The sequence below is a fragment of the Flectobacillus rivi genome (assembly GCF_030056655.1).
Classification (GTDB): domain Bacteria; phylum Bacteroidota; class Bacteroidia; order Cytophagales; family Spirosomataceae; genus Flectobacillus; species Flectobacillus rivi.
This window is the reverse complement of the sequence record NZ_JASHIE010000009.1, coordinates 376,780-399,469: the sequence shown is the minus strand read 5'-3', so window position 1 is coordinate 399,469 and position 22,690 is coordinate 376,780. Positions and strand designations below refer to the sequence as shown.

The 22,690-nt window shown below is 37.6% G+C and carries 15 protein-coding genes and 1 tRNA gene; 7 read left to right on the top strand and 9 right to left on the bottom strand.

The features are described 5' to 3' along the window. The 3 genes from QM481_RS14360 to QM481_RS14350 form a co-directional block, all read right to left on the bottom strand. Positions 1-875 (bottom strand): hypothetical protein (locus QM481_RS14360; RefSeq protein WP_283382241.1); only part of this gene is annotated, 875 nt, incomplete at its 3' end. Between the two features lie 14 nt (positions 876-889). Next, positions 890-3,637, bottom strand: coding sequence for a hypothetical protein (locus tag QM481_RS14355; RefSeq protein WP_283382240.1), 2,748 nt, complete (start codon positions 3,635-3,637; stop codon positions 890-892). A gap of 20 nt (positions 3,638-3,657) precedes the next feature. Further along, on the bottom strand, positions 3,658-10,161 hold the full coding sequence (locus QM481_RS14350; RefSeq protein ID WP_283382239.1) for a beta strand repeat-containing protein: 6,504 nt from the start codon (positions 10,159-10,161) through the stop codon (positions 3,658-3,660). A 1,036-nt stretch (positions 10,162-11,197) separates the two neighbouring features. On the opposite strand from QM481_RS14350, the gene QM481_RS14345 reads away from it, so the two are divergent. After that, on the top strand, positions 11,198-11,890 hold the full coding sequence (locus QM481_RS14345; protein ID WP_283382238.1) for a LytR/AlgR family response regulator transcription factor: 693 nt from the start codon (positions 11,198-11,200) through the stop codon (positions 11,888-11,890). 115 nt (positions 11,891-12,005) lie between these two features. On the opposite strand, the gene QM481_RS14340 is transcribed toward QM481_RS14345, so the two are convergent. Next, positions 12,006-12,079 (bottom strand) — tRNA-Ile (locus tag QM481_RS14340). A gap of 198 nt (positions 12,080-12,277) precedes the next feature. Here QM481_RS14340 and QM481_RS14335 point away from each other — a divergent pair. From QM481_RS14335 to QM481_RS14310, 6 genes are all read left to right on the top strand, one after another. Beyond that, the gene (locus tag QM481_RS14335; protein ID WP_283382237.1) at positions 12,278-13,516 is read left to right on the top strand and encodes an HD domain-containing protein; all 1,239 of its coding nucleotides are present in this window, start codon (positions 12,278-12,280) and stop codon (positions 13,514-13,516) included. 91 nt (positions 13,517-13,607) lie between these two features. Then, positions 13,608-14,633 carry a UDP-3-O-(3-hydroxymyristoyl)glucosamine N-acyltransferase gene (lpxD, locus tag QM481_RS14330; RefSeq protein ID WP_283382236.1) on the top strand — a complete coding sequence of 342 codons (1,026 nt, stop codon included), beginning with the start codon at positions 13,608-13,610 and terminating at the stop codon, positions 14,631-14,633. A gap of 57 nt (positions 14,634-14,690) precedes the next feature. Continuing rightward, on the top strand, positions 14,691-16,085 hold the full coding sequence (locus tag QM481_RS14325; protein ID WP_166552136.1) for a bifunctional UDP-3-O-[3-hydroxymyristoyl] N-acetylglucosamine deacetylase/3-hydroxyacyl-ACP dehydratase: 1,395 nt from the start codon (positions 14,691-14,693) through the stop codon (positions 16,083-16,085). A 301-nt stretch (positions 16,086-16,386) separates the two neighbouring features. Next, complete coding sequence (gene lpxA / locus QM481_RS14320) at positions 16,387-17,163, top strand: acyl-ACP--UDP-N-acetylglucosamine O-acyltransferase (RefSeq protein WP_166552137.1); 777 nt, start codon at positions 16,387-16,389, stop codon at positions 17,161-17,163. A gap of 71 nt (positions 17,164-17,234) precedes the next feature. Beyond that, on the top strand, positions 17,235-17,852 hold the full coding sequence (locus QM481_RS14315; protein ID WP_283382235.1) for an ABC transporter ATP-binding protein: 618 nt from the start codon (positions 17,235-17,237) through the stop codon (positions 17,850-17,852). Between the two features lie 119 nt (positions 17,853-17,971). Beyond that, on the top strand, positions 17,972-18,418 hold the full coding sequence (locus QM481_RS14310) for a DUF4920 domain-containing protein (protein WP_166552139.1): 447 nt from the start codon (positions 17,972-17,974) through the stop codon (positions 18,416-18,418). Positions 18,419-18,706: 288 nt separating this feature from the next. On the opposite strand, the gene gldF is transcribed toward QM481_RS14310, so the two are convergent. From gldF to gcvH, 5 genes are all read right to left on the bottom strand, one after another. After that, on the bottom strand, positions 18,707-19,426 hold the full coding sequence (gldF, locus tag QM481_RS14305) for a gliding motility-associated ABC transporter permease subunit GldF (protein WP_166552140.1): 720 nt from the start codon (positions 19,424-19,426) through the stop codon (positions 18,707-18,709). A gap of 140 nt (positions 19,427-19,566) precedes the next feature. Further along, positions 19,567-20,082 carry a DUF4199 domain-containing protein gene (locus tag QM481_RS14300; RefSeq protein ID WP_283370655.1) on the bottom strand — a complete coding sequence of 172 codons (516 nt, stop codon included), beginning with the start codon at positions 20,080-20,082 and terminating at the stop codon, positions 19,567-19,569. A gap of 57 nt (positions 20,083-20,139) precedes the next feature. Continuing rightward, on the bottom strand, positions 20,140-20,667 hold the full coding sequence (locus tag QM481_RS14295) for a DUF4199 domain-containing protein (protein ID WP_283382234.1): 528 nt from the start codon (positions 20,665-20,667) through the stop codon (positions 20,140-20,142). 13 nt (positions 20,668-20,680) lie between these two features. Next, a complete protein-coding gene (locus tag QM481_RS14290) occupies positions 20,681-21,943 on the bottom strand; it encodes a dihydroorotase (protein ID WP_283382233.1) in 1,263 nt (420 codons plus the stop codon). A gap of 85 nt (positions 21,944-22,028) precedes the next feature. Next, entirely contained in the window at positions 22,029-22,409 is a 381-nt protein-coding gene (gene gcvH / locus QM481_RS14285; protein ID WP_166552144.1) for a glycine cleavage system protein GcvH, read from the bottom strand. Positions 22,410-22,690 lie beyond the last annotated feature (281 nt).

Genomic DNA, 22,690 nt, shown 5'->3' with positions numbered 1-22,690 from the left:
AAGAAGTCATCATTTGATAATACATCTACAGTACGTGTCAAACCATAAGGAGCTGTCAAGGCATCGTTCACTGCCGTAGCAATTTGTGGATTCAAGTCCGTTCCGTTTGGATTACCATCCTTATCACAGTCCTTGGTCAACCAAGATGGATCAACATTCGCAAGTACTTGGTCTACCTTGTTGTAGCTACAAGCATCGTTTGGATTCGTGTTATCAGCCGTCGTCAATGGGTCATTATCTGTTCCTGTTGCTTCCTTATAGTTCGTTACGCCATCGCCGTCACAGTCTGCATCACGCCAAGCTGTACTGGTATTTGCCAAGACTTGACCAGGGCCCCATGAACATGGATTCGTTGGTTGAGGATCTGTTACATCTGGATCACCATCACCGTCCGTATCGCCAGTTATGACCGTAATAGACGTTGTGCTGTTATCATTTCCTGTAAGATTACCTATTGTTTGAGGGCCATTAAACCCTAAAGTACCTGTCACAGTTGAAGGACCTCCAATTGTTACCCCTGTATAACCTAATACGATTTGGCTACATTCTCCTGGAAGTATAGGACTCGTATTTTCTAAACGAATCGTTTGGCCATCGTTTGTTAACACAGTCCAACCGGTCGTCGTAATAGGAACTAGGGTACTCCCAATTAAGTTACTTGGCAAAGTAATCAAGGGACGCAATCTATTCGCCGCAGCACTACGGCTACCGCCATCATTATTACAAATATCTACCGTCACCCGACCCAAGGTTGAACCTTGAGTCACGGTGGATGGTTGATTGATAATATTGATACTTACATCTTGGGCCTGAACCTTTACACTAACTAGTGCTAAGCAGACCAGAAGAATTACTATTTTTCGCAAAATGTTCATAATGCTTGCTTTTATTAGTTAGCTGTGATTTTAGTCTCAACGGTGTTGTTACTTACTTTTTCTTCACCAGCTGAACCGTAAATAATAGTGACTGTAATATTTTGACTTGTATTGCTTGGTACATCAGTCTTACGTGCTACTGTAAAGCCTATGACCTTCTTCCCATTTTGTGGTATTACTACTCCTGCTTTAGCTGTTACTGTAATAAAGTTGGCATTCTCTGTAAATGTCCAATCACTATTACTATTTGCTGTTCCGCCAACAAAGACATCTGAAGTACCTGAGGTAGATGGATAAGTAATTGTAAAGCCTGAGATTTTAGCAACTCTGAATACAATTGTGCTACCACTCACGTTTGGCTTATTATTAATTTCAAATACATTTACCACAAAGTCTCTAGAAGTACCTGCTGTTAAGAACTCCAAGCTATTGATATCAGTAGTTGGTGTTAAATCTGGTAATAAAGCATCTTTCCAAACATTTGGTAAACCATCTACCGGTGTCAAAATACCGTCGCCATCTGGATCACAATTCGTAGAACAATCTACTATACCATTATTATCTGCATCTAAGCTTGGATTCAAACCACCTTCAATTAAGTCATAGAATCCATCATTATCGCTATCTAAGTCATAAGGATTTGGTTTATTATCTCCATCTGTATCTAATGCAGTTAATATTAAACCAGATCCTGCTGTAGCTGGAATACCCAATAAAGAGATTACACCATCTGCCATACCATCTCCGTCTAGATCAATTCCGCTGGCCTCATCTACATCGTTGATACCATCGTTATCACTATCTAAGTCTAAGCGGTTTGGAATACCATCACCATCAGTATCTGCACTCAGTTGAGCATTTTCAACTGTATCCAAAATACCATCATTGTCATCATCCAAATCGTCTACATCTGGTACGCCATCTGCATCAGTATCGGCTGGGACTGTAATATTTACAGTTGCATTAGCACATACACTTGGTATAACTGAAGTGTTACATACTTGATAAGTTACTGTAACGGTTGTACCTCTTTCAGCAAGCGTAGGAGTATAACTCAAGATACCTGTAGTTGGAACAATTAAAACGGTTCCTGCTGCAGTACCTCCTGTTTGGGTTATAGTAGTAGTCAGACCTAACAAGAAGTCATCATTTAGTAATACATTAACAGTACTCAAAGAGCCATATCTTGCTACTAGTGCATCATCTACCGCTGTAGGTACTTGAGGATGAGGATCTGTTCCATTTGGATTTCCATCTTTATCACAATCTTGTACTTTCCATAATGGACTTGTATTAGAAAGAACCTGATCAACAGCATTGTAACTACAACCATCTAACGGATTCGTATTATCTGCAGTAGTAGCTGCGTTATTATCCGTACCAGTAGCTTCTTTGTAGTTAGTAACACCGTCACCATCGCAATCTGAGTTACGCCAAGTTGTACTAGTGTTAGCTAATACTTGGTTTGAAGGATTATAGCTACAGCCATTTGAATAGTCAGTACCATCGGTAATCTCTTGAGCATTGGTAACGCCGTCGCCATCAATATCTGGATTAGCTTCACGATAATCAGGAATTCCATTAGTATTACTATCTGGTAAAGCTGGATTATTGGCATCCCCGTAAGTTGCGCTTCCATCAACAAGTGTTACGATACCATCTCCATCTAAATCTGTGATTACATCAACTCTTCCATCTTTATTCACATCAAGTGTTGCCGCACTGGCAATACCACTTTCTAATAAATCACTCAATCCGTCATCATCACTATCGATATCTAAATAATCAGGAAGACCATTGCTATCTGTATTGATTGGCGTAGGATCACTGCTATCTCCTCTAGAGCTACTACCATCGGCAGCACCGACAATACCATCTCCATCAGGGTCTGTGCCATCTACAATACCATCACCATTGGCATCGATTAAGGCAGGATTACCGCTTTCGATAATATCATTAATACCATCATTGTCGCTATCCAAATCATAAGGATTGGCACGAGTATCTAAATCTGAATCTGGAGGAATTGTTCCAGTCAACTGATTAGCACTTGCTGGGATACCTGTTAGTCCTGAAGTACCATCAGCGATACCATCATTATTAGCATCTACTCCGCCTGCTTCAATTACATCATTGATACCATCGTTATCACTATCTAAATCTAAACTGTTAGGAACACCATCTCCATCTAAATCGGCAGAGAATTGAAGATCCTCAACAGTATCTAGAATACCATCGTTATCGTCATCTAGGTCAATGGTATCGGCAATAGTATCTCCATCTGTATCTAAGAATACTGTGATAGAGGTTGTACTAAGGTCGTTTCCTGGTAAGTTACCAAAGGTTGGTAATCCATTAAATTGTAAAGTACCTACTACAGGAAGTGGCCCTCCTACAGAAACACCTGTATATCCTAGTACAATTTGACTACATTCACCTGGTGCAATTGCAGTTGTATTTTGTAAACGAATTGTTTGACCATCGTTAGAAATAACTGTCCATCCTGTTACTGTTACTGGAACTACAGAAGTTCCAGTAACTAAGTTTGGAAAGCTGATTACTGGCTGTAATTTTCCAATAGCAGCGTTGCGACTACCTCCATCATTATTACAGATATCTACGGTAACACGTCCTAAAGTTGAACCCTTCGAAACGGCGGCAGGCTGGTTTAGAATATTGATACTAACATCCTGCGCTTCCACTTCACATAGCCCTCCAGTAATGAGAGCTGTAACGAGCATTAATTGTTTAATAGGTCTCATGATTTCTAGTTTTGTTAGTGTTAGTTAGCAGTGATTTTAGTTTCAACAGTGTTGTTATTCACTTTTTCTTCACCGGCTGAACCGTAGATAATTGTTACTGTAATATTTTGACTTGTATTACTTGGTACACCTGTCTTACGTGCTACTGTAAAGCCTATGACCTTCTTCCCATTTTGTGGAATCACGACACCCGGCTTAGCTGTCACCGTAATAAAGTTGGCATTCTCTGTAAAAGTCCAATCACTATTACTATTCGCTGTACCGCCAAATACATTTGATGTACCTGAAGTATTTGAATACGTAATCGTAAAGCCTGAGATTTTGGCAACTCTAAAACCAATCGTACTACCACTTACATTTGGTACATTATTGATTTCAAACACATTTACCACAAAATCTCTAGGAGTACCTGCTGTTAAGAATTCCAAACTATTAATATCCGTTGTCGGTGTTAAGTCTGGCAATAAAGCATCTTTCCATACATTTGGTAAACCATCGACTGGTGTCAAGATACCATCACCATCTGGATCGCAATTTGTAGTACAGTCTACAATACCGTCACCATTAGCATCCAAATTAGGATTCAAACCGCCGTCCTCTAAGTCTGTAATACCATCATTATTGCTATCTAGATCGTAAGGATTAGGCTTCATATCATTGTCTGTGTCAGGTGGCGTCAATCCTAAACCTGCCGTCGATGGGATACCTGATGGAGATACTAAACCATCTGCCATACCATCACCATCTACATCTATACCATTGGCTTCATCTACATCGTTGATACCATCGTTATCACTATCCAAGTCTAAGCGGTTTGGAATACCATCACCATCGGTATCTGCACTCAATTGAGCATTTTCAACTGTATCCAAAATACCATCATTATCGTCATCTAAATCATCTGCATCAGGAATTCCATCTGCATCTGTATCTACAGGAACTGTAATTGTTACAGTTGCAGTAGCACATACATTTGGCGTAACTGACGTATTACACACTTGATAAATTACGGTAACAGTTGTACCACGTTCTGTAATCAATGGTGTGTAAGTAAGCATACCAGTCAATGGATTAAAGCTTACTGTTCCATTAGCCGTTCCTCCTGTTTTAGCAAGACTTATTGTAGCGCTTGCCAAGAAATCGTCATTGGCTAAGATATTGAATCCTGTTGCACTACCATACTTAGCAGTAAAGGCGTCAGCTACGGCAGTAGGCGTTTTAGGATTTGGATCGGTACCATTTAGATTTCCATCTTTATCACAATCCAATAATTTCCATGCTGGACTTGTACTACTCAACACCTGATCTACTGCATTGTAGCTACAGCCATCTAATGGGTTGGTATTGTCAGCAGTTGTAGCAGGGTTGTTATCAGTTCCTGTAACTTCTTTGTAGTTGGTTACTCCATCTCCATCACAGTCACTATTTCTCCATGCTATTGTAGTACTAGAAAGCACTTGACTGGCTCCCCATACACAACCATCAGTTGGTGCTGGGTCTGTATTATCTGGATCACCATCACCATCTAAGTCACCAGCAGTAGGTACACTAATTGTTACTGTTGCCGAAGCACATACATTTGGTGTTACTGTGGTATTACATACTTGATAAATGATCGTAACATTCATTCCAGGCTCAGTTGGCGCTGGGCTATAAGTCAGTACTCCTGTAACATTATTGAAAGTATAAGTACCTATAGCGGTTCCTCCTGTTTTAGTAATTGAAGTAGTTAAACCAGGTAAGAAATCGTCGTTTGTCAATACATTAACATTACTTGATACTCCAAACGGAGCTGTTAACATATCAGCGTTTGCGGTTGGAACCTTTGGATTTAGATCTGTACCATTTGGGTTACCATCTTTATCGCAGTCTGCGTTCTTCCAATTAGTTGTGGTATTAGCAAATACCTGATCTGCAACATTATAACTACATAGATCTAATGGATTTGTATTATCTGCTGTAGTAGCTGGGTTTCTATCCAAACCATTGATTTCATCTTTGTTTGTTACACCATCACCATCGCAATCTCCTGTACTGGTTGCCACTAGAGTTACTTGACTCAAATTCAAGCTACAAGCACTCTTAGGATCAGTATTATCAGCAGTAGTTGCAGGGTTTCCATCCGAGCCAGTTGCTTCGTCATAGTTTTTCACACCATCACCATCACAGTCTGCGTTACGCCAAGCTGTAGTAGTATTAGCCAACACTTGATTTACGCTCCATACACATGGGTCATTTGGTGCAGGGTCAGTACTGTCAAGGTCACCGTCGCCATCACTATCACAAACATTAATTGTTACGGTAACTACTCCAGAGGCAGGACTGTAACAAGTAGCAGTTGCATCATAGTAGAAAGCATAGTAAGTACCCGCTCCTGCAGCTCCAGGAGTACTCAAAGCTGAGCCTGTATGAGCGTTGTTAGTAAACCAAACCAAAGTAGCACCTACTGGAGTAGTACTTGTGATAGCGCTATTTAGGTTAGCTGTTGTAGCTGGACAAATATTAGAAATTGCTGCTGTAGAGCCTCCTCCTGATAAAGTTGGAGCAGTAAAACCAGCAGTTGTAGCTGTACGTAAAACGGTACCATAAACACGAGTTGTTCCTACATTTACTCCTGCTAGGTTGGAAATAGCAAAACGAACCTCATTGAAGACTTTTGTCGTCTTAAATCCAATAATCTGGCGAGTAGTACTCAACGGCGATAAAGAAATTAAGCCTCCAGCATTACTTTCTTGAGCTACACCATTGAGGTAAGTAGTAATGGTAGCATTATTTAATAAACTTACCCCTAGTAATGTACTGTTTTCAACATCGTAACCAGCAAAAGTTCCTATTGGATAAGTTGATAGAGCATCTTTCACTGAGATTGCTCCCGTACTCAATACACCTGCTGTTAGCACAATATCGGCATAGTTAGAAGTACTTGCATCTACAACATTTTGTGAGTTGTTTACCGCACAAGCCACACATGCTGCACCACTGATACCTGTCAAGCTTCCATTCAATACTGCAGGGTAAGTAGGAGATACAATGTAGGTGTCACCACAAGTCAATGCAGGACCAGCACACAATTTTTGTACAACAAGATTGTATACATTCGTAGTACTAATGATACCCAATAAGTTGGTTATCTGGAATTGTACTTCATCAAAGTCTTTTGTAGTTACAAATCCTACCAATTGGTTTCCTGAACCTGTCAATAATGAAGAATTCACAGAAAGCAACGTATTGGTCGTAGTTGTTTCTTGCAAAACACCTGCTTTATACGTTTTAATCGTAATACCTGAAAGCAAGTTGGCATTAATCAAACTTGTATTTGAGATATTAAAACCTGCAAATGAACCCGCAGTATAAGTAGTCAATACATCTTTTACAGAAATAGAAGACGTACTGCCAAGTGCTGCTGCCATTGTAATAGTAGCAAAGTCTGAAGTGCTTGAAGTAATTAAGTTTTCAGAATTGTTAATCGAACAACCTACACATGCAACTCCAGAGATACCTGTATTGGCATCATTAATCACAACAGGATAAGTTGTGTTAGAAAGGATTGTCTGAGTGTTACAAGTCAAAGCTGTTGGAGCACAGAATTTCTCAATTACTGGATAATAAACCTGTCCTGAGAATAGAGCACCAACCAATGTTGTATATTTAATACGAACCTCATCAAATGCAGCTGTTGTTACAAAACCTACGGTTGCTAATCCTGAACCGTCTAGCAAACTAGATTCGATACCAATCAAACTAGTTACAACGTCTTTGCCTTCTACAAAAGCGCCATTATTATAGGTTTCGATTCTTACACCTGATGCTATACTACCACTAATCAAGTTAGCTGATCCAATTTTGAAACCTGCATAATATCCTGCTGGATACGTATCAGCTACATCATTATCTTTTACAGCAATAGTGATATTACATCCCAAACCAGTTAAGCTAAAGCTCACATTGTTTGTCAAGTCCGCATCTACTAAGTTGGAGTTATTGCCTGAAATTAATGGCAAACAAATACCTCCAGTTGATCTAGTCGCTGATAAGTTTGTATAAAGCGAGTTGGTCCAAGGAGATTTTGTATTACAAGGTCCCCCAGTAGCACCTGTTCCAGAACAAGATGAAATAAATACATCTACTGAATTGGATGCAACACTATAACAACCTGTAGTTGCATTATAATAGAATGCATAGTAAGTACCATTGGTAGCGGCCGTAGGCGTTGCGTAAGCCGTACCAGTATGTGCATTGTTTGTAAACCATACCAAAGTAGTTCCTGATGGAGCTGTACTTGTTACAGCACTATTCAAATTCACCGTTGTTGCTGGACAAGCATTTAATAAGCTTGAAGAACTTATTACTGGAACAGCCAACGCAGGATCACATGGATCTAAAGGATTAGTTCCATTTGTTTTTTCAGTCGAGTTACTAATACCATCACCATCACAGTCAGAAGTATTCCAACTTGAAGATGGTGTTCTTGTCTGGCTAGCTAACACAAATGAACAAGCGTTCATTGGATCTGTACCGTCTAACCCTTCCTTAGTATCTGTTACTCCATCGCCATCTGCATCATCCGATGATACAGGAATCGAAATAGAACATGTACCTGATGCATTAGGTGAAGTAATCGTTAAGGTTCTTGTACCTATTGCACCACTACCATCATATGTAATAGGAATATCGACAAAGGTTGCCCCTTGCGCAATTGTTGTTGTAAAAGGAGAAGGTGTTGCAACAATACCAGCACCAGAAACTGTTACAGTAAGTGAAGCTTGACCGTTAACTGCATTATTAATTGGCACTCGTAAGGTTGATGTTTGTCCTGTAGTACCATTGGCATAGAGAGGTGAGCCAACTAATCCTGCACTACCAGAAGAACAGTTAAATGAGAAGGTTGCAGGCACGTTAGTTACAGTAGCACATGAACCTAAATCTCCAATGTTCAAACCAGTAACTGAACCAACATAGGTTGATGCCCCGGTTGAAGCATTGATTTTCCAAAGATCTGTATTATTGCCATTGAGACGGCTGTAATAAAAGAAATCACCTAGATAAGCTAAACCATTACCATTACCTCCTGCAATAACTGGAAAAGTACCTGTTGCAGTTACAACCTTGGTAGCAGTCAAAGATGTAGGGTTTAGTCTATATAAATGTAAAGAAGTTCCTTCAAACAAAACACAGTACAGGTTTCCACTTGCATCTACAGCTATATCATTTAATACGGTATTGTTAGAATTATTCCAAGCAGCATCTCCAGCTACAAGACCAACATCTGCACCGCCACTCGTACCTGTCCACTTAGTTAACATTCTAGATGCAATACCATAAACAATACCTGATGAAGGGTCTGTTCCAAGACCAATAGGGTTACCTATTGAATAGGTGGTTGCTACAAACGTTGAAACAGTACTTTGTGCCGCAGCAGTGTAAATCGTACCATTTGAATTATTAACTGAGGTTACAAAACGGTTTTGATTCAAATTACCTGGTATTGGTCCAAAAGCCATATTACCTTGGTTAGTTTGATTCCCTTGAGCAACCATAGTAGTTGAAAGGCTACTCAAATCTATTCTGTAAGCTGAATAAGTAAGAGGATTAGCTCCTGTTACAGTTGCAATACCAAACAATTCATTACAACCTGGTGCTGCTATGGGTACAAAAACATCACAAGTAGCCAAGTCCAAGTTAATAGAAGGAACGGTACCGATAATAGTTGCTAATTGAACGTTGGTCTTAACTGAGCTTTGTCCTGTATTCGGATTAATCTCATATATCCTTGCATACACATAATTTGTAATCAACACGGAGTTTGTATAAAGCTCAGCAGCATAAATCTTATCGTTAAAAAAGGCAATACCTTGAAAATTTGCAGGAATTGTACCACTTAATTGAACGACCTGAGATGCTACTTTTGTAGACAAATTGATCGAATACAAATAACTAGCAGTCCCATTTTTAACGGGTACATACATTTTACCCACATTATCAAAAAACGCATCATTCGAAATGGTACCTCCAGTCCAAGTAGCATCACCCGTAACTGTGCCCAAATCCGATGATGGCGAAGGATACACTTTTACCAAATGTCTATCAGAAGTCATTCCATAAACATATCCAGCATTTGCTCCTGTAGTAAGGGGATTGGTGGTTAAGCCCCCCAAAGCAAGTGGAAGCGTTATACCGGTACTGGTGTTGTTTTTGTAGACCGTAGAACTAGCCGCTGTTTCAGAAGAAACAAATACTGTAGAACTAAGGCTCGAAGCATCAGGACCAACGGCCAAGTTACTCTTTCCTGCTGTCATGGTCGTGACTAGCGTCTTAGACCCATCAAGAGCTGAAATAGAATAAACCTTTCCGTCGTAGCTGTTGAGTAGGAACAAATCTGTACAGTTTTGTCCTAGAACAGGCGAAACAAGGAATACCAATGCAAACTGAAAACCTACTAGAGCTGCTATCCTATTAATAAGGATGCTTCCCAAATAGCTAAGGTATTCAGAGAATACATTCGATGCTCCAAACAATTTCCGCATGGCGTGGGAAAATGTAATTGTTGAATTCATCTAATTACTTAGGGGTTAAATTGAATAAAAGGGTTCAATGCAATTGCTTTCTTGGCGAAAGAAAACAATATCTTATACCTCCCCGTAGGAGGTGCTGTCAATCAGAAAATAATTCGAGAACTCAATCTTTGAGAAGAAGATGGAATTGAATTGCGCAGCAAAATGTATATAGCGTCAAGAAATACGTATTCTTGAAAAAGTGCATAAATGGCAGAAGTAGTGTTTTTATCATGGCGGATAAATTAAAATTTCAACTATTAGGACGGATAAACTATATCATAATTTTAACTAGCATACTCAAAACGCCAGAAACATATAAAAGTCACTACATAAATATGTAAGGACAATTATTATATATGATAAAGCTTAGAGAAAATTTGAGTAATCACAATTAAAAGGTTGCTGTACTAGCCAGAAGAATCATAATTAATTATAGAAGACTACTTATGGCTAAATAAAAACCTAGACGTAACACTATGGCGAAAATACTTGTTAATATATAGTGGTATATTTCTTATACTTTGGCTAAGTAAATGCTTAAACATTAGCAAAAAAGATACCAAAAATGTATAATTGATAAACCCCTTAGAAAAAAAATAAAGAATTACTTAAAATAAATATTGATTAAGCAGTGGAAAGGAAATCGGAAGTGATTAAAATTTAGGTATGAATCTTGTGGCTTTATTATTAATGACCTATATTTAAAAGCCTTGATTTTAATTTTATTACATCTAATATAAAGTAATACAGAATTTATATTCGCCAATATTTTAATATCGAAAAGATATAACTTTTAATTTGTATCTAAACTCTCAATAAAATAAAGCTACAGTGGATTATTATTCTTTAAACTTTCTATTGCTATAGCATGATTTTCGAAAATATGACTACCTAGTAATGACTCGTATCTCTTCAGGAAACAAAATTGTAGAACATTCTAATCCTAACACTAAATTGGTGACTTTTTCCAATAACCACAGTCACTACACAAATCACAACTCAAGCTATGATCAAGAAAAAATGTTTAATTATTGAAGACTCAGAAATCGCCATTGTAAATCTAAATATGCAATTGGAGAAGCTTTCTATATTTGATATTAGCGTAGCACGAAACTACAATCAAGCACGCTCCTTTTTAAGTAATGATAAGTATGATCTCATCTTTTTAGATATAAAACTACATGACAATTCAGGTTTAGATTTAGTAAATGAGTTTCCCAAACTACCACCAATTATTGTTACAAGTTCCAACGTGGAATTCGCTATCGATACTTACGAAATAAATTCAATTGTGGATTTCATAAAAAAGCCAGTAAATGAAGAAAGATTAATAAAATCTATCGATAAAGCCCTAAATAGGCACCAAACATCGAATAGCATGATAGAAAAAAATTATGCTTTTATAAAAATTGGTAGACAAGCCATGAAATTTGACTTTGAAGATATTGACTTCATTAACGCTTTCGGAATCTATTCAAAAATTTACACTGAAAATAAATCAACGGTTGTCAATGAATCTATTGCAACTTTAGAGGAAGTACTACCGAGTAAGATTTTCAGAAGAATACATAAATCTTACATCGTAAATGTGAGCAAAGTAACTGGCTATGATCATAAAAGTATCTTTATAAATGATGTAGTACTTCCCATAGGCTTTTCCTATAAAAAAAATATTAACGAGCTCATTCAGTTCATTTAGAAGATTATATTCCAATAAAAAAACCTGTCTTTTTCGTGAAAGACAGGTTTTTTTATTTTCTTGCCATAAAATAAAAAAGCACTTATAAGAAATTATAAGTGCCTATTAATCAATGTGGACCAGCATGGGCTCGAACCATGGACCCCCTGATTATGAGTCAGGTGCTCTAACCAGCTGAGCTACAAGTCCCTACAAATACGCATGTTACTGCTCTTTTGTAATACTGCAAAATTAATGAAATACTCATAATATTGCAAGCGGTAGCAAGAAGAATTCAGCAAATTATCTCCTACTTTTGTATTCAATAATTGATAATAAATTCATACTCAGCGAGTAAGAACTTAAGAATATTTTTTGATTTTAATCCTCAATAAGCTTCACAATATTATGAACAAACGCAAAATTGTAAATGACCCCGTTTATGGTTTTATCAATATTACCTCTCCACTTATTTTCGATCTCATCGAACATCCTTATTATCAACGCCTACGACGTATAAAGCAACTTGGTACTGCCGATTATGTGTACCCTGGTGCTTTACACACGCGATTTCATCATGCACTTGGCGCAATGCACCTCATGCAAGAAGCGCTCAATGCTCTCAAATACAAAGGGCACGATATTTCTGAAGAAGAGTTTGAATCAGCTCAAATGGCAATTTTATTACATGATATTGGGCATGGACCTTTTTCTCATGTTTTGGAACATACAATATTAAATCATGTCCCGCACGAAGAGATTTCGCTCTTACTGATGCATGAGCTCAACAGACAATTCGGAGGTGCACTCGACATGGCTATTCAAATGTTTAATGACACCTATTCTCGTAGGTTTTTTCATCAACTAATTTCGAGTCAGCTAGATGTCGACCGTATGGATTATCTCAATCGTGATAGTTTTTTTACAGGGGTACGAGAGGGCTTTATTGGAGCTGACCGTATTTTGAAGATGCTAGATATTGTGGACAATGAACTGGTGGTTGAACAAAAAGGCATTTACTCTATAGAGAATTTCCTAACGGCAAGGCGATTAATGTACTGGCAGGTGTATCTACACAAAACTTGCATTTGTGCCGAAACCATGCTAATTCAAATTATCAAAAGAGCCAAAGAACTGATCAAGCAAGGAGAAAATGTATTTGTCACTCCATCTTTTGGTCTATTCCTACAAGAAGCGGTATCACTTGAAGATTTCAAATCTAATCCAACCTATATTCAAGCATTTACCGAAATGGACGATACTGATGTTTGGGGTTGTATAAAAGTCTGGGCAAAGCATCCTGACAAACTCCTGTCGAGTATTAGTCAAATGCTTTTAGACCGAAAACTCTATAAAATCATTTTGCTAGATGAACCTATTTCAGATTCTTTTCTTGAAAAAATTCAAATCGATTTATTAAGTCAAGAAAATGTATATCCAGAGGACATCCCTTATCTAATGGTACAAGGTCATATTACCAATGCGGCTTACCTTTCTGAAAAACAAAGTATTAATATTTTGACCAAAGATAAAAAAGTCAAGGATATAGCTGAAGCCTCTGACTTACCCACAATCAAAGCCTTGAGCAACATCGTCAAAAAATATTATATATGTTGGGCAAAGAATGTATATTTGCAAACTAAATAGTCCAAAACCATTAATGCAGTAAATAGGTTTCATAAATTTTTGTCTAAAACCACAAGCATAGGTAAACGACTTACCACTCATAATTGATTACATGGAATTTACCGTTGAACAAATTGCTTTTATGCTAAATGGCGAAATAAAAGGTGACAAGTCACTAAAAGTAAGCCAATTAGCAAAAATAGAAGAAGGAACTGAAGGAACCATCTCTTTTCTAGCGAACCTCAAATATGAACAGTATCTTTATACTACCAAGGCTTCTGCTGTAATTGTAGATAAATCATTTGAACCTAAAAAAGCATACTCCCCTACCCTAATCCTAGTAGAGAATGCTTATACAGCGTTTACAACACTCCTTCAAGAGTATCAAAAACTGATAGCTGGAAGCAAAAAGGGTATCGAACAACCAAGCTTTATCTCTGAGGGTTCAACACTTGGAGGTAATCATTATGTGGGTGCTTTTGCGTATATCGGTAACAATGTAACGATTGGTGAAAATGTAAAAATTTATCCTCATGCTTATATTGGTGACAATGTGAAAGTTGGAGATAACTCTACCATTTATGCTGGAGTTAAAATTTATGAAGGCTGTATTATTGGTAATCACTGTACTGTACATGCCAACGCAGTAATCGGTGCAGATGGCTTTGGGTTTGCTCCCCAAAGTGATGGGACTTACCAAACAATTCCTCAACTTGGTAATGTAGTCTTAGAAGACCATGTAAGTATCGGTGCCAATACTTGTATCGACCGTGCCACTATGGGTAGCACAGTGATTAGAGTAGGTGCTAAAATTGATAATTTGGTCCAAATTGCTCACAATGTAGAAGTTGGTAAAAACACCGTAATAGCAGCTCAAACAGGTATCTCTGGCTCAAGTAAAGTTGGCGAAAACTGTATGATTGGCGGGCAGGTTGGTTTAGCTGGTCACCTACAGGTTGCTAATCGCACGATTATTACGGCACAAAGTGGTATTTCTAAAAATATCAAAAAAGAAGGAACTGTATTGAGTGGCTCTCCTGCCGTAGAAAATGCAGAAAACCTCCGTTCTCATGTTTTGTATCGTAAGTTGCCAGCTATCGAACAACGTCTTAGAGAAGTTGAAAACAAATTGAAATAAAATTTAGAGTTTATCCCAAAACTCCCAAATGAGCACTTTGCTCACACATATAGAGAAATGAACAATAAACAACACACTATCAAAAAGTCTGTTACGCTGTCAGGCGTTGGTTTGCACACTGGCGTTGTGTCAACAATGACTTTTTTACCAGCTCCACCAAACCATGGTTACAAGTTTCAAAGAGTTGATTTACCGGGTCAACCTATTGCAGATGCAGATGTAGACCATGTTGTTGATATTTCTAGAGGTACAACTATCGAACATAATGGCGCACGTATCAACACAGTTGAGCACGTATTAGCTGCTATGGTGGGCTGTCAGGTAGACAATGTGTTGATTCAGTTAGATGGACCAGAACCTCCTATTATGGACGGAAGTTCTATCAAGTTTGTAGAAGCAATCCTCGATGCTGGTCTTGAAGAACAAGATGCAAATCGTAAATTCTTTGAATTAACGGAAGAAGTTAGATATAAAGACCTTGAAAGAGGTGTTGAGTTAGCAGCATTACCTCATAGCGATTACCGCTTAACGGTAATGGTTGACTATAACTCAAAATTTTTGAGTAGCCAACATGCGAATTTGACGCATATTACGCAGTTCAATGAGGATTTTGCAAAATGCCGTACCTTCTGTTTTGTACATGAGCTCGAAGCGCTTTACAATGCAGGTCTTATCAAAGGTGGTGATTTGTCAAATGCTGTTGTCATTGCTGACCGTGATTACTCTGAGGAAGAATTAGAGCATTTAGCGATGGTTTTAGGTAAACCAAAAGTAAGTGTTTCAAAAGAAATTGGTGTGCTTAACAACGTAAGTCTTCACTACAAAAACGAAATGGCACGCCATAAGTTATTGGATATGGTTGGTGACTTGGCACTTGTAGGTCGTCCAATCAAGGCACAAATTTTGGCAGCTCGTCCGGGTCATGCAGCAAACGTTGCTTTGGCTAAAAAAATCAAGAAATTGATGTTGGAAGCTGACAAAAATCAAGTACCGAAATACGATCCTAAGCAAACACCAATTCTTACTCACGAGCGTATTTATCAGCTATTGCCACATCGTTACCCATTCCAGATGGTTGATAAAATCATGTATTTGGATGACGAAAGCGTAGTAGGTATCAAGCAAGTAACCATGAATGAAAATTATTTCATGGGACACTTCCCTAACAACCCAGTTATGCCAGGTGTAATGCAGGTAGAAGCTATGGCTCAAACAGGTGGTATTCTTGTACTTAGCTCAGTTCCAGACCCTGAAAATTACTGGCCATATTTAGTAGCAATCGAAAACTGTCGTTTCCGTAAAAATGTAACTCCTGGTGACACGGTAATTTTCAAATGTACTCTTTCTTCACCAATTCGTAGAGGTATTGCCAAAATGCACGGTACAGCTTACGTCGCAGGACAAGTTGTTTGTGAGGCAGATATGACTGCTAGCTTGGTTCGTAAGAGCTAATAAAAACTATAGCAATTAGCAATTGAGAATTTATCTGTAGAAAGTCTTGATTTGAGTTTTTAGCCCATAGTATATTTTTATGTACTTTTTCTACGCTAATTATCAGGATTTGACTATGATAAACCGTCATAGTACAATTTTATACAGAAAAGATTTATTACTTTTGACTAATTCTTTTCAAGTCTCAATGCAAAGATTACCGTAATTACTGAGCCTATCGATTTAGCCACATAGTGGCAGTGTCAAAATTATTAATAAACACATATATCAAAAGCGAAGTAATTATTCTGAAAACAATACCATGACACAACCGTTAGCATATATTCATCCAAACGCCAAAATCGCAGAAAATGTAGTTGTTGAGCCTTTTTCAACAATTTATCAAGATGTAGAAATTGGTGAAGGAACTTGGATTGGACCCAACGTTACTATCTTTCCTGGGGCAAGAATTGGCAAAAACTGTCGAATCTTTCCAGGGGCGGTTATTTCTGCTATTCCACAAGACCTTAAGTTTGACGGAGAAGAAACACTAACCATTATTGGAGACAACACGACTATTCGTGAATGTGTTACTATCAACCGTGGTACGAAAGATAAATTCAAAACCGAAGTTGGCAAAAATTGCCTCTTAATGGCTTATGTACACATTGCTCATGATTGTTTGGTAGAAGATAACTGCGTGATAGCCAATAGTGTACAAGTAGCTGGGCACGTACATATCGGCGAATCAGCCCGTATCGGAGGTGCTTGTGCTATTCACCAGTTTGTAAAAATTGGTAAGCATGTTATGATTTCTGGAGGCTCGCTCATTCGCAAAGATGTGCCACCATTTACCAAATCGGCACGTGAGCCTTTATCTTATGTAGGTGTTAATTCTATTGGATTACGTCGCAATGGCTTTAATGATGAGCAAGTCAATTTGATTCAAGATGTTTATCGCTATATTTTCCTTAAAGGATTCAATACTTCGGAAGCATTAGCCAATATTGAACAAGATATTGCAGCAACACCTGAGCGTGACGAAATAGTAGAGTTTATCCGTACAGCCGAGCGTGGTATCATCAAAGGGCCACTTTAATCAGCTAATTTTGCGATTTTAGATTCAATTCAAATAGGTAAGACAGCATGAGCTGTCTTACTTCTTTTTTTATGGAAATCATCACCGAAAATCTAGGGAAAAAATTCAGAAATGAATGGATTTTTAAGTCTGTAAATCTTCGTTTTCAACAAGGACAATCCTATACTTTTACAGGTTCAAATGGTAGTGGAAAATCAACTTTTTTGCAGATTCTTTCAGGTTTTATTCCCGCTTCAGAAGGAAAAATTCTAGCATTTAAAAACCAACAACCCCTCGAAATTGAGCAAATTTATAAGGAAATCAGCATCGCAGCTCCTTATCTTGAACTCATTGAAGAGTTTACACTAGAGGAGCTTCTTCAATTTCATATTCAATTCAAGCCGCTAATTCAGCAGTATTCCATCAAAGATTTTATCGAATTTATTGAATTACCCAAAGCACGCCAAAAAGCGATAAAGCATTTCTCTTCTGGCATGAAGCAAAGGGTAAAACTAGGCTTGACGTTTTGGTCAGACACACCTATATTGATGCTCGACGAACCTTCTTCTAATCTAGATGCAAAGGCTACCAATTGGTATCTTGAAAACGTTCAAAAGTATTCTCAAGATCGAATGCTCTTCATTTGCTCAAACCAGCCTAATGAATATGAATTTTGTTCCAACATTTTCAATATTCAAGATTATAAATAACCTTTTGATAAGATTCTATAGAGTTTTATTCAAAAATTCCTTCAAAATCAAAGGATTACCTAAGCAATTCTTATTTTTGTAATCATTAAATATTCTCAACAAATCAACTTTTTTTGATTATGAAAAAAATAGCTATCGTTTTCGCTATCGTATTAGGAATCCAGATTGGAGCAAAGGCCCAAAGTAACTTTGGTGAAAAAATTTCTGAAAAAGGCGCTATCTCTACCACAGATTTAGCTAAAAAAATGGATGGAAAAGAACAAGTCAAAGCGAAAGTAACAGGTGTAGTAGAGTCGGTATGTAAAGTAAAAGGTTGCTGGATGAAAGTTAAGCTAGAAGATGGTTCTAGTATGCGTGTAACTTTCAAAGATTATGGTTTCTTTGTACCAAAGGATATTGATGGAAAAACTGTGGTATTTGAAGGTTTAGCTCAAGTAAAAACCACTTCTGTTGGTCAATTGAAGCACTACGCTCAAGATGCTGGTAAAAGCCAAGAAGATATTGAGAAAATCACTGAACCTGAAAAGGCTATTACCTTCGTAGCCAATGGCGTAATTGTAAAATAGATGTGAACTTCTTTATTGAGTGAATTGTGATTGAGTGGATGAGTGATTTATTAAAATCTACATTTCCTCAATAGGTACCATTCCAAAATATAGTATCAAAAAAGGCGGTCGAAATAAGTTTTTCGGCCGCCTTTTTTGATAGATAGCCAATACATGACTAACATATGAGTACTTTTTCCGAATAGGGTTCGACTTAAGGCGCACCCTATTTGGAAAAAGTATTGTGCCTGAATAATCTCCCGTTGACTCAATCAAAATCCACTTAATTAGGCATTTATATCAAACTGCTTATTTCTGCGTAACCTTCAACGTAGTTCCCCACAAGGCAATGGCAATAACGGATATAAAATAAAGAATATTGCGAGAATCAATTAAACCTCTACTCAAGGCTTCGAATTGATAATCCAAGCCAATCTGCTCAAGAATGTAACCAAACGATCCCATGAATGATAATTCTGCCAATTTTCCTACACCATAATATAAAATCAAGCACATCACAAATCCAATCACAAACGCTACGACTTGATTATCTGTCAAGGAAGAGGAAAATACGCCTAAAGCTGCAAATACACACCCTAAAAAGTACAAGCCAATGTAAGAGGTAATTACAGCAGCCGAATCAATATTTCCTTGCGGATTCCCTAATTGATAAATAGAATAATAATACAAGAGCGTTGGAAGCAAGGCTAACAAAATCAAAAAGCAACTTGCTAAATATTTTCCAAGAACAATTTCCCAAGCGCCAAGTGGTTTGGTAAAAAGTAACTCAATAGTTCCTGTTTTAAATTCCTCTGCAAAAGCTCGCATGGTTATGGCAGGTATCAAAAACAAGAAAATAAATGGTGCAACCTGAAAAAAGGAGGTTAAATCAGCAAAACCATAATCAAGTACATTGTCCTTAAAAAACCAAACAAATAGACCTGTTGCTGTCAAGAATACGCCAATTACGATATAACCAATGAGCGAATTAAGAAAGGAATTAACTTCTTTTTGAAAAATTTGAAACATAGTTGATTTAATGTTTTTGCAGTCTGTTTCAACTGAACACTCCTAATAAACGAATTTGCTAGTGAAGAAGTATTTCTCCACTAGCAAATTCGTTTTTATCTCTATAAGCAAATTGTCTTTGCCTATGTTCTAGATACAATTTAATCAAATATTGGTTTATCTTTCTTTACAAATGCAGCAATAATCAAAGAAAAGACAAATCCCAACAATATACTTCCCACTACTCCCCACACAAACATGGCACCTGGACTCATAAATACTTTGGACATTTCCATCGCTTGGTCAATCTGCTCAGCCGATAAGCCTTTCTTTTCCATGTCAGCCTCAGCTTTCTTAAAGATTTGATCCATTACAGAAGGATCGATGAACTTCATATACACAAAGCTATAAGCACTTGAAAGGAGTCCACTTACTGCTGACATTAAGGTTCCAATACCAAGTCCCTGCCCGTAACTCATAAAGCCATTATTTTCTTTCTTGTAGGCATTCATAGCCATAAATACTCCAATGCCGATAATTATATAAGCAACGAAACCTACGCCTTGATTGGCCACTAGCCCCAGTACCATTATTAGTGTACTAAAAACTACACTGAAAATACCGATGATAATACCCCATTTAAGCGCAACTTTTGTGGTAGTTGTTTGATTTTCCATGATTGATTTGTTAAAGTTTAGACTTTGGTTTAATAGCAAACTAGCGTTTTGCTGATGCTATTTAACATACTGTCTACGATAATACAAAGAAATCATGATGGATGGTAAAATAGCGATAAGAGGGCGCTGTTTTAGCTCCGTAAATGCAATAGACACTGGGTCAATAGCTTTGATACCAGCAATCAAATTATTGAAATATTCTAGATTCGTTTCCTTAATAATCTGCTGTCTGGCAGTGGTGTATTCTTTCACGGCTTCTACCACAAACTTCGCTAATAACGCTTGTCCATGCTGTGTTGAGTAAAACAAATACAAACCTCCTCCAACAATAATTGAAGCTGATAAAGCTACCACAAAACATAAAGACAAACCCTCCCAAAAATGAAGCGTCTCATCTGGGTTATTTCTTCGATAGCTTTTTACAGCCAAAACCGAAGCTATCAAAATAAATATATTACTTGGGAATAACTTACCCGAAATCGGGGTGATTCCTATTAAATCAAGAATAACACTATACCCCAAACAGGCAATACCTGCTAAGGCACCAAACTTGAGGCTTTTTTTCCAAAATGTATTATTAAACATAAACTTTTAGATTTTATGCAATCACTACCAAAGCTTTGCCTTTGAATGTTTTACCTAAGAATGGCGTATTTTTAGAATTTGAGAGGATAGTAGAATAGGTCCACTCTTTCTCTGGTTCAAATACGGTCAGGTTAGCCTTCGTACCTTCTGCAATTTGAGGCACGGTTAAGCGTAAAATCTTACGAGGTTGAATCGTTATCTTATCAATCAAGTCTTCTAGCGATAGCCCAACATTGTAGGTATTGGCAACACCAAAAAGCGTTTCTAAACCAATAATTCCAAAATCAGCCATATCAAATTCAAGATTCTTTGACTCATCATCTTGAGGATTATGGTCTGAGACGATGGCATCGATGGTACCATCCGCCAATCCAGCCCATAAAGCTGCTACATCTTTTTGAGTTCTTAATGGTGGATTTACTTTAAAATTAGTATCAAAACCCATCAAATCATCTTCTGTAAAACAAAGTTGATGTACGGCAACATCCGCAGAAATCGGTAATCCTTTCGCTTTAGCTTGACGAATCAATTCTACAGATTCTGCACTAGAAATACAAGCAAAATGTAGTAATGGCAAAGTTGTATTTACTTCAGCAAATGGCGTATCAACTACATATTCCAATAGTTTTAAATCGCGCATTACCATGATTTCCTCTGCCATTCTTGGCATTCCTTTCATTCCAATAAGCGTACTTACAGAACCTTCATGCATTTGCCCAAAGTGTGTCAAATCAGTATCTTCTGGACGATTAATTAAAAGGCTTCCGATTGGCGAAAGATATTGAAGTGTTTTAAGGAAAATATCTGGATTTTGAATAGGGTGTTCTCCATCAGTAAATGCTACTGCTCCAGCGTGATGCAAGTCAATCATTTCGGTAAAATCCTTACCTTCACATTTAAGCGTAACCGCTGCTAATGGATGAAACTTGATAATATCGCCAGATTTACGAAGATAGTGAACACTCTCACGAGTCTGAACCGTTGGCTTGGTATTAGGCAACAATGCGATTTCAGAGAAACCACCCGCAAGGGCTGCTTTTTCTAGTGAATACAAGCTTTCTTTGTGCTCATAGCCTGGGTCTTTTGCGTGTACACGCATATCGAACCAGCCCAAAGAAACACATAGATTTTCACCTTCAATAATTTCATCAGCTTCGGCAGACAACTGCTCGCCTATTTGGCGAATCACACCGTTTTCGATAAAAATATCTCTGACCTGTCCATTGAGGTCAGCCCCTTTTTGGATAATTTTTGCGGAACGAATCAGAATTTTCATTGTGCTATTTACTCGAATCGTACTTCGAGATATGGTCAAAAAAAAGCCCTGAAAAACAGGGCTTTATACAAAATAGTAATCTAAATTAAAGTCCAATGTGTTGTTTGTAAGTATCAACATCCATCAAAGCTTCTACGTCAGCCAAATTTGATGGTTTGATTTTTACTAACCAACCTTCACCGTAAGCGTCAGAGTTGATTGTCTCTGGTGAGTCGATTACAGTTTGGTTTACTTCAAGGATTTCTCCAGCGATTGGCAAGAACAAATCAGATACAGTTTTTACGGCCTCAACTGTTCCGAAAATATCATTTTCAGCTAAAGTTTGACCTACCGTCTCGATTTCAACATAAACGATATCGCCCAATTCGCCTTGCGCGAAATCAGTAATACCAACGATGGCAACGTCTCCATCTACCTTAATCCATTCATGCTCTTTCGTATAGCGAAGTTCTGCTGGGAAATTCATCTCTTATGCGTTTACAGTTTGTAATTTGATAATTTTGTTGAAGAATTGTGATGCAATTTACTGGAAAAACATCAAAATGACAATCTTTCAAACAATGATTTAGTTTCACTCAAACTAATGCTATAAATCAAAAGTGAACTTATCTAGAATATCTTTCTGATTAGCAACTCCTTAATAGGACTATAGAAAGATTTTCAAACTATTACAGATTTAGAATTTCTGATTTCGGAAATGTAAAAACAGACCTTCATTTTTCACAAAATACAGTTCAAAAAATAGGT

Bases quoted from the DNA above. Each gene is read 5' to 3' on its own strand.
- QM481_RS14355 (WP_283382240.1), bottom strand. From the start codon at position 3,637: ATGAGACCTATTAAACAATTAATGCTCGTTACAGCTCTCATTACTGGA.
- QM481_RS14350 (WP_283382239.1), bottom strand. From the start codon at position 10,161: ATGCGGAAATTGTTTGGAGCATCGAATGTATTCTCTGAATACCTTAGC.
- lpxA (WP_166552137.1), top strand. From the start codon at position 16,387: ATGACACAACCGTTAGCATATATTCATCCAAACGCCAAAATCGCAGAA.
- QM481_RS14335 (WP_283382237.1), top strand. From the start codon at position 12,278: ATGAACAAACGCAAAATTGTAAATGACCCCGTTTATGGTTTTATCAAT.
- QM481_RS14315 (WP_283382235.1), top strand. From the start codon at position 17,235: ATGGAAATCATCACCGAAAATCTAGGGAAAAAATTCAGAAATGAATGG.
- QM481_RS14325 (WP_166552136.1), top strand. From the start codon at position 14,691: ATGAACAATAAACAACACACTATCAAAAAGTCTGTTACGCTGTCAGGC.
- QM481_RS14300 (WP_283370655.1), bottom strand. From the start codon at position 20,082: ATGGAAAATCAAACAACTACCACAAAAGTTGCGCTTAAATGGGGTATT.
- gldF (WP_166552140.1), bottom strand. From the start codon at position 19,426: ATGTTTCAAATTTTTCAAAAAGAAGTTAATTCCTTTCTTAATTCGCTC.
- QM481_RS14345 (WP_283382238.1), top strand. From the start codon at position 11,198: ATGATCAAGAAAAAATGTTTAATTATTGAAGACTCAGAAATCGCCATT.
- lpxD (WP_283382236.1), top strand. From the start codon at position 13,608: ATGGAATTTACCGTTGAACAAATTGCTTTTATGCTAAATGGCGAAATA.
- QM481_RS14295 (WP_283382234.1), bottom strand. From the start codon at position 20,667: ATGTTTAATAATACATTTTGGAAAAAAAGCCTCAAGTTTGGTGCCTTA.
- gcvH (WP_166552144.1), bottom strand. From the start codon at position 22,409: ATGAATTTCCCAGCAGAACTTCGCTATACGAAAGAGCATGAATGGATT.
- QM481_RS14310 (WP_166552139.1), top strand. From the start codon at position 17,972: ATGAAAAAAATAGCTATCGTTTTCGCTATCGTATTAGGAATCCAGATT.
- QM481_RS14290 (WP_283382233.1), bottom strand. From the start codon at position 21,943: ATGAAAATTCTGATTCGTTCCGCAAAAATTATCCAAAAAGGGGCTGAC.